This is a genomic window from Thiocapsa marina 5811 (assembly GCF_000223985.1).
GTDB classification, from domain to species: Bacteria; Pseudomonadota; Gammaproteobacteria; order Chromatiales; family Chromatiaceae; genus Thiocapsa; species Thiocapsa marina.
Genome location: NZ_AFWV01000011.1, coordinates 114,722 through 130,132, shown reverse-complemented (window position 1 = coordinate 130,132; position 15,411 = coordinate 114,722). Strand labels below are relative to the sequence as shown.

Annotated in this window: 15 protein-coding genes; 12 read left to right on the top strand and 3 right to left on the bottom strand. The window is 65.5% G+C overall.

The genetic code is table 11. The features are described 5' to 3' along the window. Positions 1 to 208: 208 nt before the first annotated feature. Positions 209 to 958, bottom strand: coding sequence for an MBL fold metallo-hydrolase (locus tag THIMADRAFT_RS16675; protein WP_007194248.1), 750 nt, complete (start codon positions 956 to 958; stop codon positions 209 to 211). Between the two features lie 176 nt (positions 959 to 1,134). On the opposite strand from THIMADRAFT_RS16675, the gene THIMADRAFT_RS16670 reads away from it, so the two are divergent. Continuing rightward, positions 1,135 to 1,746: a hypothetical protein gene (locus THIMADRAFT_RS16670; RefSeq protein WP_007194247.1), complete on the top strand. Its 612-nt coding sequence runs from the start codon at positions 1,135 to 1,137 to the stop codon at positions 1,744 to 1,746. On the opposite strand, the gene THIMADRAFT_RS16665 is transcribed toward THIMADRAFT_RS16670, so the two are convergent. Beyond that, positions 1,728 to 2,489, bottom strand: a complete 762-nt coding sequence (locus THIMADRAFT_RS16665) for a TSUP family transporter (protein ID WP_007194246.1) — start codon at positions 2,487 to 2,489, stop codon at positions 1,728 to 1,730. The two genes, THIMADRAFT_RS16670 and THIMADRAFT_RS16665, sit on opposite strands and share 19 nt — an antisense overlap. Positions 2,490 to 2,591: 102 nt before the next feature. On the opposite strand from THIMADRAFT_RS16665, the gene THIMADRAFT_RS16660 reads away from it, so the two are divergent. From THIMADRAFT_RS16660 to THIMADRAFT_RS16630, 7 genes are all read left to right on the top strand, one after another. Further along, positions 2,592 to 3,569, top strand: a complete 978-nt coding sequence (locus THIMADRAFT_RS16660) for an ABC transporter ATP-binding protein (protein WP_007194245.1) — start codon at positions 2,592 to 2,594, stop codon at positions 3,567 to 3,569. Then, entirely contained in the window at positions 3,566 to 4,354 is a 789-nt protein-coding gene (locus tag THIMADRAFT_RS16655) for an ABC transporter permease (RefSeq protein WP_007194244.1), read from the top strand. The genes THIMADRAFT_RS16660 and THIMADRAFT_RS16655 overlap by 4 nt, the downstream gene beginning before the upstream one ends. 246 nt (positions 4,355 to 4,600) lie before the next feature. Further along, complete coding sequence (gene mrcB, locus THIMADRAFT_RS16650) at positions 4,601 to 6,976, top strand: penicillin-binding protein 1B (RefSeq protein WP_007194243.1); 2,376 nt, start codon at positions 4,601 to 4,603, stop codon at positions 6,974 to 6,976. After that, positions 6,976 to 7,893, top strand: coding sequence for a tetratricopeptide repeat protein (locus THIMADRAFT_RS16645; protein ID WP_007194242.1), 918 nt, complete (start codon positions 6,976 to 6,978; stop codon positions 7,891 to 7,893). The genes mrcB and THIMADRAFT_RS16645 overlap by 1 nt, the downstream gene beginning before the upstream one ends. Before the next feature lie 42 nt (positions 7,894 to 7,935). Further along, a complete protein-coding gene (locus THIMADRAFT_RS16640) occupies positions 7,936 to 9,909 on the top strand; it encodes an ATP-dependent DNA helicase (RefSeq protein ID WP_007194241.1) in 1,974 nt (657 codons plus the stop codon). Between the two features lie 218 nt (positions 9,910 to 10,127). Beyond that, on the top strand, positions 10,128 to 10,847 hold the full coding sequence (locus THIMADRAFT_RS16635) for a vWA domain-containing protein (RefSeq protein WP_007194240.1): 720 nt from the start codon (positions 10,128 to 10,130) through the stop codon (positions 10,845 to 10,847). A gap of 7 nt (positions 10,848 to 10,854) precedes the next feature. Continuing rightward, positions 10,855 to 11,616 (top strand): DnaJ domain-containing protein, encoded by a 762-nt coding sequence (locus THIMADRAFT_RS16630; protein WP_007194239.1) that lies wholly within the window; start codon positions 10,855 to 10,857, stop codon positions 11,614 to 11,616. A 123-nt stretch (positions 11,617 to 11,739) separates the two neighbouring features. On the opposite strand, the gene THIMADRAFT_RS16625 is transcribed toward THIMADRAFT_RS16630, so the two are convergent. Then, positions 11,740 to 12,942, bottom strand: a complete 1,203-nt coding sequence (locus THIMADRAFT_RS16625; RefSeq protein WP_158308393.1) for an acyltransferase family protein — start codon at positions 12,940 to 12,942, stop codon at positions 11,740 to 11,742. A 121-nt stretch (positions 12,943 to 13,063) separates the two neighbouring features. Between THIMADRAFT_RS16625 and THIMADRAFT_RS16620 the strand changes: the two genes are divergently transcribed. The 4 genes from THIMADRAFT_RS16620 (at position 13,064) to THIMADRAFT_RS16605 (ending at position 15,283) form a co-directional block, all read left to right on the top strand. Further along, a complete protein-coding gene (locus THIMADRAFT_RS16620) occupies positions 13,064 to 13,516 on the top strand; it encodes an SRPBCC family protein (RefSeq protein WP_007194237.1) in 453 nt (150 codons plus the stop codon). Positions 13,517 to 13,676: 160 nt separating this feature from the next. Then, a complete protein-coding gene (gene rpsF, locus THIMADRAFT_RS16615; protein WP_007194236.1) occupies positions 13,677 to 14,093 on the top strand; it encodes a 30S ribosomal protein S6 in 417 nt (138 codons plus the stop codon). 15 nt (positions 14,094 to 14,108) lie between these two features. Continuing rightward, positions 14,109 to 14,345 (top strand): 30S ribosomal protein S18, encoded by a 237-nt coding sequence (rpsR, locus tag THIMADRAFT_RS16610; RefSeq protein ID WP_007194235.1) that lies wholly within the window; start codon positions 14,109 to 14,111, stop codon positions 14,343 to 14,345. Positions 14,346 to 14,353: 8 nt separating this feature from the next. After that, positions 14,354 to 15,283, top strand: coding sequence for a DUF2232 domain-containing protein (locus THIMADRAFT_RS16605; RefSeq protein WP_007194234.1), 930 nt, complete (start codon positions 14,354 to 14,356; stop codon positions 15,281 to 15,283). Positions 15,284 to 15,411: the final 128 nt, after the last annotated feature.

Genomic DNA, 15,411 nt, shown 5'->3' with positions numbered 1-15,411 from the left:
ATTTATCTTCCCCGGAGTCTACCAGAGCTGCGGGTGCGGTGATCGAGGCCGAATCGATGCCATGGGTCCGGTGTGTGGCCGCGTGCTCCGGCTTGTGGTTGATCCGGTCCCGCGCGACCGCAAAGCCGTGGGGGGCGGGTGCGGGGGCAAGCGCCGGGCGGCGGCGCGAATGGAGCGCCGCCGCCTGAATGGACACGCCGAGGGCTCCTCAGCCCTGCCGGCTCTCCCCGATCTGGTCGCAATATTGGCTGAGGTTGTCCGGTACTCCGGGCGGACAGACGCCGCATTCCCGGTTGCCGGGCACGGCATAGTCGATGAACTTCGGATAGGCGAGATTCAGCCCGTTCATCAGCTCGACGAAGGACTCGAGCGAGCGGTTGCCGCCGAGGCGCGGGTTGCGTGTCTTCTCCTGCGCGATGCTCGAGACCCAGCGTCCTTCGTAGTCGTGGCCGGGGTAGACCAGTGTCTCTTCGGGCAGCGAGAAGAGCTTGCCGGCCACGCTATGATACAAGGCGGTCGGGTCGCCGCTTTGGAAATCGGTTCGACCGCAGGCGTCGATCAGCAGTGCATCGCCCGTGAGCACCCGCTCTCCGATCCGGTAAGCGTGATGGCCGTCGGTGTGGCCGGGCGTGAACAGCGGGTCGATACGCAGACGGCCGACCGCGAGCGGTGTCCCTTCCTCGATCGGCACATCGACGCAGGCGAGAGCGTCGATTGCGGGATGTGCGATCCGGCTGCCCGCCTCGCGTTTGAGCGTGCGTGCGGAGGTAATGTGATCCGCGTGGACGTGCGTATCGAGCGTGTAGACCAGCTTCAATCCGAGCTTGGAGATCTCGGTCAGGTCCCGCTGCCAGGTGGGCAGCACGGGGTCGATCAGGATCGCATCTCCCGTCTCTTCGCAGCCGAGTAGATAGGTGTAGGTGCTGGAAATCGGCTCGAACAGTTGTTTGAACAGCATCGGGTCCTCCGTTGAAAGTGCCTTTGCGAGGGTTATCTCGAGTCCTCGGGAGCCGCCTGTGGGCGGTGCGGTGCCGGGCGGTCGCGGCAGGGATACGCGCCGGGGTTTGAAGCGAGTGTCGGCAGTCGAGCGAAGGTTCTTGGGTCTCGATCCGCGCTTCCCGTTAGAATGCCGCCATGCGAAATGATCTCAAGCTTCCCCGGCTCTACAAGACGCTCCTCATGCTGGCGCTTGTCTTCGGCCCTTTTTATTGGCTGGCCTTTACCGAAGACGGTCAGCGGCGCACCGATCTCGCCCTGATGTTCCTCCTCGGGAAGCCGGAGCTGAACGCGGCCTTGGATGCCTTCACCGGCGTCCTGACCGAGGCCCAGATCCGCGAGACCTTCCCGAAGCTCGAGTTTCAATGTGCCGACGGGGCGAATCCCTTCGGCGACCGTCTCTGTGCCGCGGAGATCGGCGCCTTCAACGGGGTGCCTGCATCCTCCGTGACCCTGTTTCTGGTTGGCGACGAGCTGCGCGCGGTCAAGGTATCGTATCGCCGCATCTACCATCCCTTGATGCGCGATTGGGTGGAGGGGCGTGTCGTTCGGGCCGATGGTCCGCGGACCTCGGAGCAGATGGAAGAGACCGGCGACGGCGTCGCGACCTGGACGGTGTCCGACGGCTTGCTGATCATGCGCGACGGCGAGCTCGCGCCCGAGGACGATCCGGCCTTGTTCTGGCTCTCGCGCGCGGCGCTCGCTCGACAGGCCGCCGCCCGCGCAATGGGTCAGGCCCCGTTGAACTGATCCAAGAGGATCTTGAGCGAGATCAGGACCGAGGACACGACCAAGATCGGACGCACCAGCACTGCTCCGTGCTTGAGCACCAGATGCGATCCCAACCAAGCCCCGAGAAGCTGGCCGAGGGCCATCGAGGCGGCGACGATCCAGACGACGTGTCCGCCGATCATGAAAAAAGTCAGCGCCGTTAGGTTGCTCGTGAAATTGAGCAGCTTGGTGTGGGCGGTTGCGCGGCGCATGTTGTAGCCGAGCAGCGCGACATAGCCCATCGCGAAGAAGGTCCCCGTGCCCGGGCCGAAGAAGCCGTCGTAGAAGCCGACTCCGACGCCGACCGTCATGGCGAAGGCCGGTGTGGACAGCCGCTGGTGCGAGTCCAGATCCGAGACCCGCGGCGAGAAGAGAAAGTAGAGTGCGAACCCGACCAGCAGTATCGGGATCAGGCGCTGCAGCGCAGCGCTGTCGATCTGCTGGACCAGGATCGCGCCCAGCGCGGCGCCGACGAATGTGCAGGCGACCGTGAAGGCGGCGCCGCGCGGCTCGATCATGCCCTTGCGCATGAAGTGGATCGTCGCGCTGCCGCTGCCGAAGACCGCCTGCGCCTTGTTGGTCGCCAGGCTTTCGACCGGACTCAGACCGGCCCAAAGCAGGGCCGGGATGGTGATGAGTCCGCCGCCGCCGGCGATGGCATCGACGAAGCCCGCGAGCAGCGCGAGGCCGAACAGGATCAAAGCGATCTCGGGGGAATCCACTCGGGTCTGCGTCCTCGCCGTTCAGGTTGAAATCCGGGAACCTGGTTACAATCTGCGCCTCCCACCCACGTTCCGAAAACGAAGGCCCTAGCCTACACCACGATGTCCGCACTCGACGTAAAGCAGCTGACCAAGACCTACAAAGGCGGTTTCCAGGCCTTGAAGGGGATCGACCTGACCGTCGACGAGGGGGATTTCTTCGCGCTGTTGGGACCGAACGGGGCAGGCAAGTCCACCTTTATCGGAATCCTCGCCTCGTTGGTGAACAAGACCGGCGGCACGGTGAAGGTCTTCGGAGAGGATCAGGATCGCACGCCCGAGCTGGTCAAGTCATTCATCGGCCTCGTGCCGCAGGAGTTCAACTTCAATCTCTTCCTGCCGGTGGTGGAGGTGGTGCTCAATCAGGCCGGCTACTACGGTATCCCGCGACGCGAGGCGAAGGTGCGCGCCGAACGCTATCTCAAGCAGCTCGATCTGTGGGACCGTCGCGACACCGAGATGCGCAAGCTCTCGGGCGGTCTGAAGCGCCGCTTGATGATTGCACGGGCATTGGTGCACGAGCCGCGGCTGCTGATCCTCGACGAGCCGACCGCGGGCGTCGATATCGAGATACGTCGCTCGATGTGGACCTTCCTGCGCGAGCTCAACGCGCGCGGGACGACCATCATCCTCACGACCCACTATCTCGAAGAAGCGGAGAGTCTCTGCCGCAACATCGCCATCATCAACCACGGCGAGATCGCCGAGCGAACCAGCATGTTGACCTTGCTCGACCGTCTCAACACCGAGACCTTCGTGTTGAATCTCAAGGGTCGGCTCTCCGAGCTGCCCGAGCTCGGCGGTTTCGTGCTCCAACATCTCGACGACTGCACCTTGGAGGTCGAGATGAGCCGTCGGCACACCATCAGCGGTCTCTTCGAGGCCTTGTCGCGCAACGGGATCGAGGTCATCAGCCTGCGCAACAAACAGAATCGCCTGGAGCGACTCTTCCTCGAGATGGTCGATCGCCGTGCCGGCGCCGGCTGGTCGAGCGCGGATCCGGCGACCGCGCCCGACGACGCGCGCGAGGTGATTGCGTGAGCAGGCAAGGAGTCGGCGGGTATCGTCACTGGATCAGCTTCCAGACGATCTTCGTCAAGGAGATCCTGCGGTTTACCCGGATCTGGGTTCAGACGATTCTGCCGTCGGTCATCACGACCACGCTCTATTTCGTGATCTTCGGACGTCTGATCGGCGATCGCATCGGCACCATGGGCGGTCTGGATTATCTCGACTTCATCGTGCCGGGTTTGGTCTTGATGGGCGTCATCACCAACGCCTACTCCAATGTCGTGTCGTCCTTCTACAGCAGCAAGTTCTCGCGCTATATCGAGGAGCTGCTGGTCTCCCCGGCACCCGACTGGGTCATCCTGGCGGGCTACGTCGCCGGCGGTGTGGCCCGTGGTCTGGTGGTGGGGCTGGCCGTTATGCTGGTTGCCATGATCTTCACCGAGATCCGCATCCACAGCGTCGCCGTCACCTTGCTGGTGATCACCATGACCGCGGTTCTCTTTGCGCTCGGCGGCTTCATCAACGCCATCTATGCCAACAGCTTCGACGACATCTCGATCGTGCCCACCTTCGTGTTGACGCCCCTGACCTATCTAGGCGGGGTGTTCTATTCGATCGAGCTGTTGCCGGGCTTTTGGCAGGGCGTGTCGCTCGCCAATCCGGTTCTCTACATGGTCAACGCCTTCCGCTACGGGCTACAAGGGGTCAGCGACATCCCCGTGGGGATCGCTTTCGGGATCATTGCGATCTTCATCCTCGTGTTGGGCGCGTTCAGCTTGTATCTCCTTCGTCGCGGGGTCGGCATCAAGACCTGAGCGTCTGCCCCGCGCCTCGTTGCCCTTGGCTCGAACCGCTTACAGCAGGGCCTGCGCGCTCGTCCACTTCTCTGTGCAGGTTGTATCCTTCTGCGGCAAGTGGGACCATAAGCACCTGAAACTTCCAGAAAAGGACCGGCCATTCGATGTTCTCCGGCTCGCGTTTCGTACCGTTTTCGTTGTTGAGCGACCCGTGGCCATGTGCCGCCTCCGTGCTCGGCTCCCGCCCCGAGCGGAGGCGCTGAGGTGGCCCGACGTCCAGGTTCCGCACCTGCGCGCAAGCGCCGCGGGTTCGGCGGATTTCTGCTCCGCTGGGCTCTGTTGATCGCTGTCGGGGTCGGCCTTGCCGGGACCCTCTACAGTATCCATCTCGATCGTATCGTCCGCGGAAAGTTCGAGGGGCAACGCTGGGCGCTTCCTGCGCGTGTCTATGCGCGCCCGCTCGAGCTCTACGCGGATCGGCCTCTGCTCGCCGATCAGCTCCAAGCCGAGCTGGATCGTCTGAATTACCGGCGCGCGGCGGCACCTTCCGCACCCGGGAGCTACAGTCGAGACGGCGACCGCTTTCTCATCCGCACGCGCTCCTTCCGGTTCTGGGATGGCGAAGAGCCCGGTGGGACACTGCAGGTCGACCTCGCCGACGGGCGCGTGGCGCAGCTCGCGGACGTGTCCGGCGGTCCCGCCCCCGCATTGGTGCGGCTCGATCCGATGTTGATCGCCAGTATCTACCCGACGCACAACGAAGACAGGGTCCTGGTGCGTCGCAAGGAGATCCCGGATCTGCTCGTCGGTACCCTCATCGCGGTGGAGGATCGCAGCTTCTATCGGCATCTCGGCGTGGACCCCCGAGGGATCGCGCGTGCCGCGTTCAGTAACCTGCGCGCCGGCGGCGTGGTCGAGGGTGCGAGCACCCTGACGCAGCAGCTGGTCAAGAACTTCTACCTCAGCGCGGATCGGACGTTCGAGCGCAAATTCAACGAGGCCCTGATGGCGCTCCTGCTCGAGCGTCGTTACAGCAAGGACGAGATCCTCGAGGCCTATGCAAACGAGATCTACCTGGGACAGGACGGCAGCCGCGCCATCCACGGCTTCGGTCTGGCGAGCGACTTTTTCTTCGGCAAGCCACTCGAAGAGCTCGGGGTTCCCGAGACCGCCCTCCTGGTCGGAATGGTCCAGGCACCTTCGAGCTTGGATCCGCGTCGTCATCCGCAGGCTGCGCAGAAGCGACGCGATCTGGTCCTGGACCTCATGGCCCGCGACGGGGTGATCAGCGACGCGGATGCGCAGGCCGCGAAGGCCGCTCCGCTCGGGATCGCCGAGGGTGGCGGGCGGGTGGTCGGCGCCTATCCGGATTTCATCTCGTTGGTGCGGCGCCAATTGCAACGTGACTATCGCGAGGAGGATCTGAGGTCGGAGGGGCTCAACATCTTCACGACGCTCGACCCTTCCGTCCAGGCCGAGGTCGAAAAGGCGCTTCCCGCGCGTCTTGCGGAGTTGGAGAAGACCCGGCGCATGAAGGCCGGCGCGCTCGAAGCCGCGGCAGTGGTCACATCCGTCGCCCAGGGCGAGGTTCTTGCGCTCGCCGGCGGCCGCGAGGCCGGCTACGCCGGGTTCAATCGAGCACTCGACTCGGTGCGCTCGATCGGCTCGCTGGTCAAACCGGCGGTTTATCTGGCTGCCCTGTCCAAGCCAGAGCGCTATTCCTTGACCACCAGCATCCAAGACACGCCGGTCAGTATGCGGGTGGGCGACAAGATCTGGGCGCCCAAGAACTACGACCACCGGGTCAACGGGGCGGTGCCGCTGCATCGTGCGCTCAGCAGCTCGCTCAATCTGGCGACCGTCAATCTCGGACTGAGTCTCGGCATTACCGAAGTGACGGAGACGCTCTATCGGCTCGGTGCGCAACGGCGGATCAGCAAGGTGCCGGCGATGTTGCTCGGTGCGGTGTCGTTGTCGCCTTTGGAGGTCGCGCAGATCTATCAGACAATTGCCGCAGGCGGATACCGGGCGCCGCTGCGCGCCATTCGCGAGGTCATGGATCCCAACGGACGACCGCTCAACCGCTACCCGCTGGCCGTCGAGGCCGTTGTCGATCCTCGGGCGGCCTATCTGACGACCTGGGCGATGCAGCGCGTGGTCACGCACGGCACCGCACGCTGGCTCGGCGCGAAGCTGCCCAAGGACATGACGATGGCCGGCAAGACCGGCACCACGGACGACATGCGCGACAGCTGGTTTGCCGGGTTCAGCGGCGACAAGGTTGCCGTGGTCTGGGTCGGCAGGGACGATTATCAGCCGATGGGCCTCGCCGGAGGCACAGGCGCCTTGCGGGTGTGGGGCGATTTCATGCTGGCGATCCCCAACGAGCCGTTGTCGGATGTCCCGCCGGACGGTGTGGTGCTCGCCGGTCGCGGCGAGGCCCCTTATGTAGCAGGAACGACCCCGAGCGGCGGGGCTGGCGGCGGAAAGAAAAAAACGGGCGGCGAGAGCGGGGGCGAGCAGGATATCGCGCAGGCCGAGCCGGAGCCGGCGGCGGATCCGAAACCCGCCATCGAACCCAAGGCGGCGCCCAAGGCGTCGTCCAGCAAGAACCTTTTTATGAGCGATTTTTACAACTGATGACCAGAGTGCCGACGATCTTGATCGCAGGGCTTGTGCTGAGCGCATGCGCGACGACTCAACGCGAGGAGGCGGCGCCGGTGGTCCAGGTGACCCCGCGCGGATCCGTTGCCGAGGCGCCGAAGCCCGCGGCGGCGCCCGAGCCGGAGAAGCCCGCAGCGCCGAAGAAACAGCAGACCAGGGTCTTTGCCTATCGGGATCCGGCCGCCGAGCCGGATGCCCCGCAAGATCCGCCGCCGAATCCGCAGCCGGCGACCGCCGCGGATGCCGCAGGATCTGCTCAAACAGTGGCCCCGACGACGTCGGCGCCGGCTGTGAAGCCCTCGCCGACGCAGGCGAGTGCGGGTGGCGCGGCCCGTACACCAGCCGCGACGAAGCCTCCCGCGTCCGCAGCGCCTGCGACGAAGGTCGCGCAGGCGCCGTCCAAACCCGAGGTCAAGGCGCCGCCGACCCCGCCCGCCCCCGCGCGGCCCGAGGCGACTCCACCCCCGACGCCGTCTGCTCCGGTACCGGCTGCCGTGCCTCCCGCCGTGCCTCCCGCTCCCCCGGTTCAGGTCGCCGCGGTCCCGCCGGCACCGGCGCTGGCTGCGCCGGGTCTGCCGCCGGCAGCGGACGCCTTGGCCCGCCAAGCCGAGCAGCAGCGTCAGGCGGGTGATTATGCGGGTGCGGCGGCGTCGCTCGAGCGTTCCTTACGGATCGCCCCGCGCGAGGCCTACCTCTGGAACCGTCTCGCTCGGGTGCGTCTGGAGCAAGGACAAGCCGGTCAGGCCGGCAATCTCGCCTCGCGCTCGAACGACCTCGCGGGCGATACGCCGCTGATCAAGCAGGACAACTGGCGCGTGATCGCGGAGTCCAAGCGTCGCTCCGGGGACATCGCCGGCGCGACTGCGGCGGAGCAGCGCGCGAGCGGGAACTGAGCGAGCCCGGGTCGGCTCGCTCAGGGCGCCCACGCCCCCGTCATGGCCGATCTCGGCGACATCTTCGGCCCCGATGGTCGGCTCTCCGAGCGGCTTCCGGGCTTTGCCCACCGGGCACAACAACAGGCGATGGCCGAACGCATCGCCGCCCTCATGGAGGAGGGCGGGACACTCATCTGCGAGGCAGGCACGGGTACCGGCAAGACCTTTGCCTACCTGGTCCCGGCCATCCTCTCCGGGCGCAAGGTGCTGATCTCGACCGGCACGCGTAACCTCCAAGATCAGCTCTTTCACCGCGATCTGCCCCTCGTGGCGGCGGCGCTCGGCGTGCCGGTGCGGGCCGCTCTGCTGAAAGGGCGCGCCAATTATCTCTGTCGCCATCGCCTGAAGCTCGCCATCGACGACATCACACACCTGGATCCCGAGTCGCGCGGCGGTCTCAAGCAGGTTCAGGACTGGTCGAAGTCGACCACACGCGGCGATATCGCCGAGCTGTCGATCCCCGAGGACGCCCGGGTCTGGCCGATCGTCACCTCGACGAGCGACAACTGTCTCGGCCAGGACTGCCCGGACTGGCAAGGTTGCCACCTCGTCGCCGCGCGCCGCGAGGCCCAAGCCGCGGATCTGGTGGTCGTGAATCACCATCTTTTTTGCGCCGACCTGGCGCTCAAGGACGAGGGTTTCGGCGAGATCCTGCCGGGTGCGGACTGCTTCGTGCTCGACGAGGCGCATCAGCTGCCCGAGACGGCGACGAGCTTCTTCGGTGTCCGCGTCAGCGCTCGGCAACTGCTTGATCTGGTTCGAGACAGCGAGCTCGAATATCGTCGCGAGGCCGGGGACATGCCCGAGCTGCCGAAGCGTCTCGGGGCGCTGCGTCGAGCGGTTCAGGACATGCGCCTCGGCCTCGGCGAGATCGATCGCCGCGGACCCTGGAGCGAGCTCGCCGGCGCGCCCGAGGTGTTGAAGGCGCTGGAAACCCTGGTGCGGCGTCTGACATCCGTCACCGAGGGTCTGAAGGCCGTCGAGGGTCGCGGCAAGGGTCTGGACGCCTGCCTGGGACGGGCCGAGGATCTCGGTGACGCCCTGCAGCGCCTGACCTGCGTCGAGTCGCCCGAGGCCGTGCGCTGGTTCGAGACCCAGGGGCGCGGGTTTCGGCTGCACGAGACACCGCTCGAGGTGGCCGAGCCCTTCCGCGCCCAGATGGGGAGACCCCAAACCGCTTGGGTCTTCACCTCGGCGACGCTCGCCGTGGGCGAGCGCTTCGATCATTTCGCGCGCCAGCTCGGGATCGAAGAGGCGCAAACCGAGCGCTGGGACAGTCCTTTCGACTATGCGAGCCAAGCGCTCTGGTTCGTCCCGCGCGGCCTGCCGCAGCCGTCCGATCCGGCGTACAACAGCCATCTCCTCGAGCTGGCCTGCGAGGTGATCGGTTACAGCCGCGGGCGCGCCTTTCTGCTGTTCACGAGCTATCGCGCACTGCGCGAGACGGCCGAGGGCCTGGAGGGCCGGATCCCTTATCCGATCCTGGTCCAGGGTACGGCACCGCGCGCCGATTTGGTCGAGCGTTTCCGTGCACTCGGCAACGCCGTCCTGTTGGGGACATCAAGCTTCTGGGAAGGCGTCGACGTGCGGGGCGAGGCGCTCTCCTGCGTGCTGATCGACCGCCTGCCCTTTGCCTCTCCCGGCGATCCGGTCCTGGCCGCGCGCATCGACGCGGTGCGTCGCCGCGGCGGCAATCCCTTCAACGACCATCAGCTCCCGCAGGCCGTCATCGCGCTGAAGCAGGGCGCCGGGCGTCTGATCCGCGACGGCGAGGATCGCGGGGTCCTGGTGGTTTGCGACCCGCGTCTTCTGGGCCGATCCTACGGCCATCGTTTCCTGGAGAGCCTGCCTGCGATGGCCCGCACGCGCTCGATCGACGACGTGAGGGCTTTTTTCGAGACCGTGCCGCAGTCCGATGACGCGCCGGACCGAGCCGATGCGGCGCAAGTCGCGCCCGTCGAGGCCCCGGTCTGACCTCCGAGCGCTTGATCGGGGCCGACGATGCCGGCATTTCTCCCATATCGAGCAACGCGCAGCGATGGCATTGACGGAAATTCGCGGCAGGAGGCAGGAAGCAGGAGCGCGGACCGCCGCCCACGCGGGAATGCTTGCCACGTGCGCCGGTCGAAGGCTCGGAATCCGCGGCGCGCGAGAGGGCGTCGCCGCGACCATGACGACGGAAACGATCTGAGATGACCTCGAAACGAACCGATCTCGAATCACCCGCCAATGCCACCGATGTCAGTGACTTCCTGCGCCAGGTCGCCGCGACACCGCGCGTCGGTCCGCCCGGCGCACGCGGGCGACTCATCTTCGCGATGGACGCCACGGCGAGCCGCGAGCCGACCTGGGATCGGGCGGCGCAGATCCAATCCGGCATGTTCATCGAGACGCGCGACCTGGGCGGACTCGAGGTTCAGCTCTGCTACTATCGCGGCTTCCGGGAATTCTCGGCATCGCCTTGGCTTCAGGACTCGGAGGCGTTGCTCAAACGCATGAACAGGGTCTTCTGCGAGGCCGGTCTGACCCAGATCGGTCGTGTCCTGAAACATGCCCTGGACGAGGCCGAGAAGGGGCGTGTCGATGCCCTGGTGTTCGTCGGCGACTGTATGGAGGAGAGTCGCGATCGTCTCGCCGACCTGGCCGGACGGCTCGGACTCTCGGGCGTGCCGGCATTCGTGTTCCAGGAAGGCCGCGACCCGGCAACCGAGCGCAGCTTTCGCGAGATCGCTCGCTTGAGCGGCGGCGCTTGGTGCCCCTTCGACGCGAGCAGCCCGCGGATGCTTCACGATTTGCTTGCCGCGGTGGCCGTCTATGCCGCCGGTGGTCGCGCCGCGCTGACGCACTACGGCGAAACCCACGGCGGGGCCGTCCTTCAGCTGACCCACCAAATGACGACGAAAAGGACCTGAGGTTCGCATGGCGCGTTTGCTGATCCTGCTCGGAATTCTGGGTGCAGTGCTGTGGTTTCTTCACTGGTTTCGCGTCACCCCGGCGCACCGGGTCAGCCGGGTTCTGCGCAAGGGCGCGCTCTGGGGTGTCGTCGGCGTGTTGGTCCTTGCCGCGGCGACCGGACGGATGAACCCCATCTTTGCCGCTATCGGCGCGGCGATCCCGCTGTTGCTGCGCGCGGCCGCCGTCGTGCGGCTCTTCCCCGCCATCCAGCAGATGCTGCGCGGTCTCGGTCTGGGAGGCTTGGCAGGACCGGGCGGAGCCGGTGCCGGCAGCGGCGCTCAGGCCTCGAGCATTCGGACGAAGTACCTCGAGATGACACTCGATCACGCCACGGGCGCGATGGACGGCACGGTGCTCGACGGCCCTTTCAAGGATCGCCGGCTCTCTGATCTCACGCTCGACGAGCTCATCCGCATCCTCGAGTTCTATCGGGACGCCGATGCGCAGTCGGCCGCGGTGCTGGAAGCCTATCTCGATCGCGAGCGCGAGACCGACTGGCGCGCAAGCGACGAGGGAAGCGGCCGTGCGGGTCGCGCACCGCCGCACGGCGAGCGTCTGACCAAGACCGAGGCATGGGCGATCCTCGGCTTGGAGCCGGGCGCCGATGCCGATGCGATCCGCGCGGCCCATCGGCGGCTCATGCAACGCCTGCATCCCGATCGCGGCGGGTCGGACTATCTGGCCGCCAAGATCAACGAGGCCAAGCGCTTGTTGCTTGCGGACTAAACCGCGCAGAGTTTGATTTTCGTTGTTTCGGGTCGGGTCGGCTTGGGGCTGAATCCAAGAACCTCGGAGCTGGCGCGGTTTAGGATTGCGAAAGAAGAATGCCGCAACGGATGACGGAATACCCTACACGCGTGGCGACCTGCGTCGCTCGGTCAGGACGTACGAAGCCGCTGCGACGAGCAGGGCGAGCCCAAGTGCGAGTGCGATTCGGCAGGGTGCGCCGTCGCATGCGTCAGGCAGCAGCCGGCCCGTCGCGACGAGCCGCAGTATGGGCTCGTGCCACAGGAAGAGGCTGTAGCTGACGATGCCGATCGGCACCAGAATCGGGCCTGCGAAGATCCCGTCGATCAACGGGGTTCGAAGCGCGGCGGCGAGGACGAGCAGGGTGCAGCCAACGAGGAAGAGCGGCATTCCCAAGAGTCGCCATCCGACGCCCGTCAAGATCTCGCCGAACGAGAGGTGGATCAGGGCCGGCGTCGCCAGCACCAGGAAGGCGAATGCGGCCATGTCGATCGCGCTCAGCGGTTGCGGGGATGGTTCGCCCCGGCGCAGTCGCGAATAGAGGTTGGCCGCCGCCATCCCGAGTGCAAAGGCGATGATCTCGCCCGGCAGCTGGCGCTCCAGAAAGAAGTGCATCATCTGCGGCGGAAAGGGGCCGGCGTGTCCCGACACCGGGTCGAAGAAGACCAATCCGGACGGGGAGACATTCAGGTAGACCCACTCCATCAGGAGGCCGGGCGCGTAGGTCTTCCACGCCAGTGCGATCAGCACGGCTGCAGGGAGTGCGATCAGGACCCGGTTTCGGACGAACAACGGGGCCAGCAGCGGCAGGAGTAAGTAAAACTGGGCCTCGATGCTCAGACTCCATAGGGCCATGTTCAGCCCGAGCGAGCTGGAGCTTCCCGGGTGCAGAAAATGCAGCAAAGGGATGTGCAGCCAGAGGCTTGTCCGCCCGATCTCGGATCCCAGGACGGCAAAGCTGCCGTGCAGGATCGGAAGGATCAACCCGATCAAGAGGGCAAGATGGAGCCAGTAGGTCGGGAAGATCCGTCGAGCCCGGCGCGTGAAGAAACGTCCGATGGACGGGTAGGGTGCGCCGATCGCGGCGGCCCTCATCCAGGGGCGTGCAAGCAGAAAGCCGCTCAAGACAAAGAAGAGCTGAACACCGAGCATGCCCTTCTCGGCCAGTGATGTGCCCCAGCCGGCCGTTGCGTCGGCGGATGCTCCGATCAAGAGGGCGTTCGCGTGAAAGGCGAAGACCCAGAGGATCGCAAGACCGCGAATGCCGTCGAGCGCGCGGTTCCTGTCGGTTGAAGTCGGATTCAAGCTCGGGGCCTCGACGAATTTCGGGTTTGGACAGGTTCCGAAAGACCCCATTCTCTGCGAAGATCCGTGTTCGGTCCTGCTTGCATCGTTATACAGCGCGCACCGGGGGACGGTACTACACATGGTCAAAACCCAAGTACAGACGCTGATTCGTCTTCCGCCCGCGCAGGTCTACAGCTTCGTGGCCGAGGACTTTCTCCGCAACTATCCGCGCTGGTCGCCCGAGGTGCAGAGTCTTCAGGCCGTGACCGAAGGTCCGATCCGGGTCGGGTGGATCGGCCGACAGATTCGTGTCGATCAAGGGCGCCGCACCGACAGTCGATTCCGTGTAGTCGCGCTCGAGCCGGGCCGCCGCGTGTCCTTCAAGGGAACGACAGACCCCTACGTCATCGAGTATCGGTTCGACCCCTTGGGCGAGCATACGCATCTCACATTCATCTTCGAGCTCGCGAAGCTCAATTTGGCGCTTCGTCCCTTCGAAAAACTGATTCGCGTGGCCGCTCAGGACGGTGCCGAGCGCGTGACCCGTAACCTGAAAGGTCTCATCGAAGCCGAGCTCGGTGCCCCCGCGTGAGCACGGCGTGCGCTGCGGCGCCGGGCCCGCGTCCGCAAACCTTTGACCTAACGGCCGGACTCCGTATAATGCGCGATTCCCCGGGCTCCGGGGAACTCCTTGTCTCACCGTTTCGGCCATCTTGCCACGACGGGAGGCTGTCAATCCGAAAGGAGCTTCAATGCGACATTACGAAGTAGTCTTCATGGTTCATCCGAGCCAGAGCGAGCAGGTGGCGAGTATGATCGAGCGCTACCAGACGAATCTGCAAAAGCGTGGCGGCATCGTCCACCGCATGGAGGATTGGGGGCGTCGGCCGTTGGCATACCCGATCAACAAGGTGCACAAGGCGCACTACGTCCTTATGAACGTCGAGTGCGACCAAGAGGCGATCGACGAGCTCGAGAGCGCTTTCCGCTTCAACGACGCGGTCCTGCGTAACCTCATCGTTCGCCGCGACGATGCCGTGACGGAACCCTCCCCTCTGGTCAAGACGGGTGAAGAGCGCGAGCGCTCGGATGCACCCGAGGGCAGCAGCCGGCGGGATGATTCCCCTCGCAGCAGCAGCGACGCCGACAGCACATCCTCGAGCGAATAAGACGAGACGCCATCCATGGAATCCAGCAATTCACGTTTTTTCCGTCGTAAGCGCTACTGCCGCTTCACCGCCGAAGGCATCACCGAGATCGATTACAAGGATCTCAACCTGTTGAAGGCCTACGTGAGCGAGTCCGGCAAGATCGTCCCGAGCCGGATCACCGGAACCTCGGCGAAGTATCAGCGACAGCTCGCCCAAGCGGTCAAGCGCGCCCGTTATCTGGCGTTGCTTCCGTACACCGACGGTCACTGATCCGCGGCATGAAGGCGCTTGCGGCCTTCGTGATGCGCGGCCCGTCGCAGGCGGCGCTGGTCGCCGCCGCGACGGCCTTGTTGTCGATCTTGGTTCCGCCGTTGGGTTTGCTCAGCGCCGGCTCGATCGGTCTGGTCGCCCTGCGCAACGGGCCGGTCTACGGCTTGCTCGTGAGTGCGGCGGCAACCCTCGGGATGGGAATCATCGCCTGGGTGGCTTTGGGGTCGCCTTTGGCTGCGCTCGGCGTCTTGCTGATGCTCTGGATGCCGATCCTGGCCCTGGCGCTCATGCTGCGATACAGCCGCTCTCTGGCGTTGACGATTCAGGCGGCAGGGGCGTTGGGCGTGCTGCTGGTCCTGGTGGTGTACGCCACGACGGGTGACCCGAGCGCAACCTGGCTCCAGATCCTCGAGCCGTTCCGGGATGTCCTGGTGAAGGACGGCGTGCTGGACGATCCGTCGAGCGCTGCCCTATTCGCCGAGCTCGCCGGTTGGATGACAGGGGCATTCGCCGCGGCCTTGGTTGCACAGCTGCTGTTCGGGCTCTTCATCGCTCGCTGGTGGCAGGCACAGCTCTACAACCCCGGCGGGTTCGGCGAGGAATTCCGGGACCTAAGGCTGGGGCGAGCGTTCGGGGTCCTCGTGGCGTTGCTGTTGGCGCTTCTCCCCTTCGGCGAGGGCGCGAGCCTCGCAGCCAATCTATTGTTGGTGCCGGGGGTCCTGCTGGTGTTTCAGGGTCTCGCGGTCGCTCATCAGGTCCGTGCGCTCAAGCAAGCACGGCAGGCGTGGTTGGTCGGGCTCTATGTCCTGGTGGTGTTTTTCATGCCGCAGGCACTGCTCCTGATCGCCTGTATCGGTTTGGTCGACATCTGGGCCGACATCCGGTCACGAGTCGCCCCATCGGCGCCGCCTCCGGGCCAGAGCGGACCGGGCGCCTGACCCGAGCGGATTGATCAAAACCTTTTGGTCGAAAGATCGTGACCGGATGAATACGGCTCCGGCGCATGATGCGCCCGGCCCGGCGGATCAACCGAGGATCAAGGGTGTAATGCCCGGATCTCGAAGAA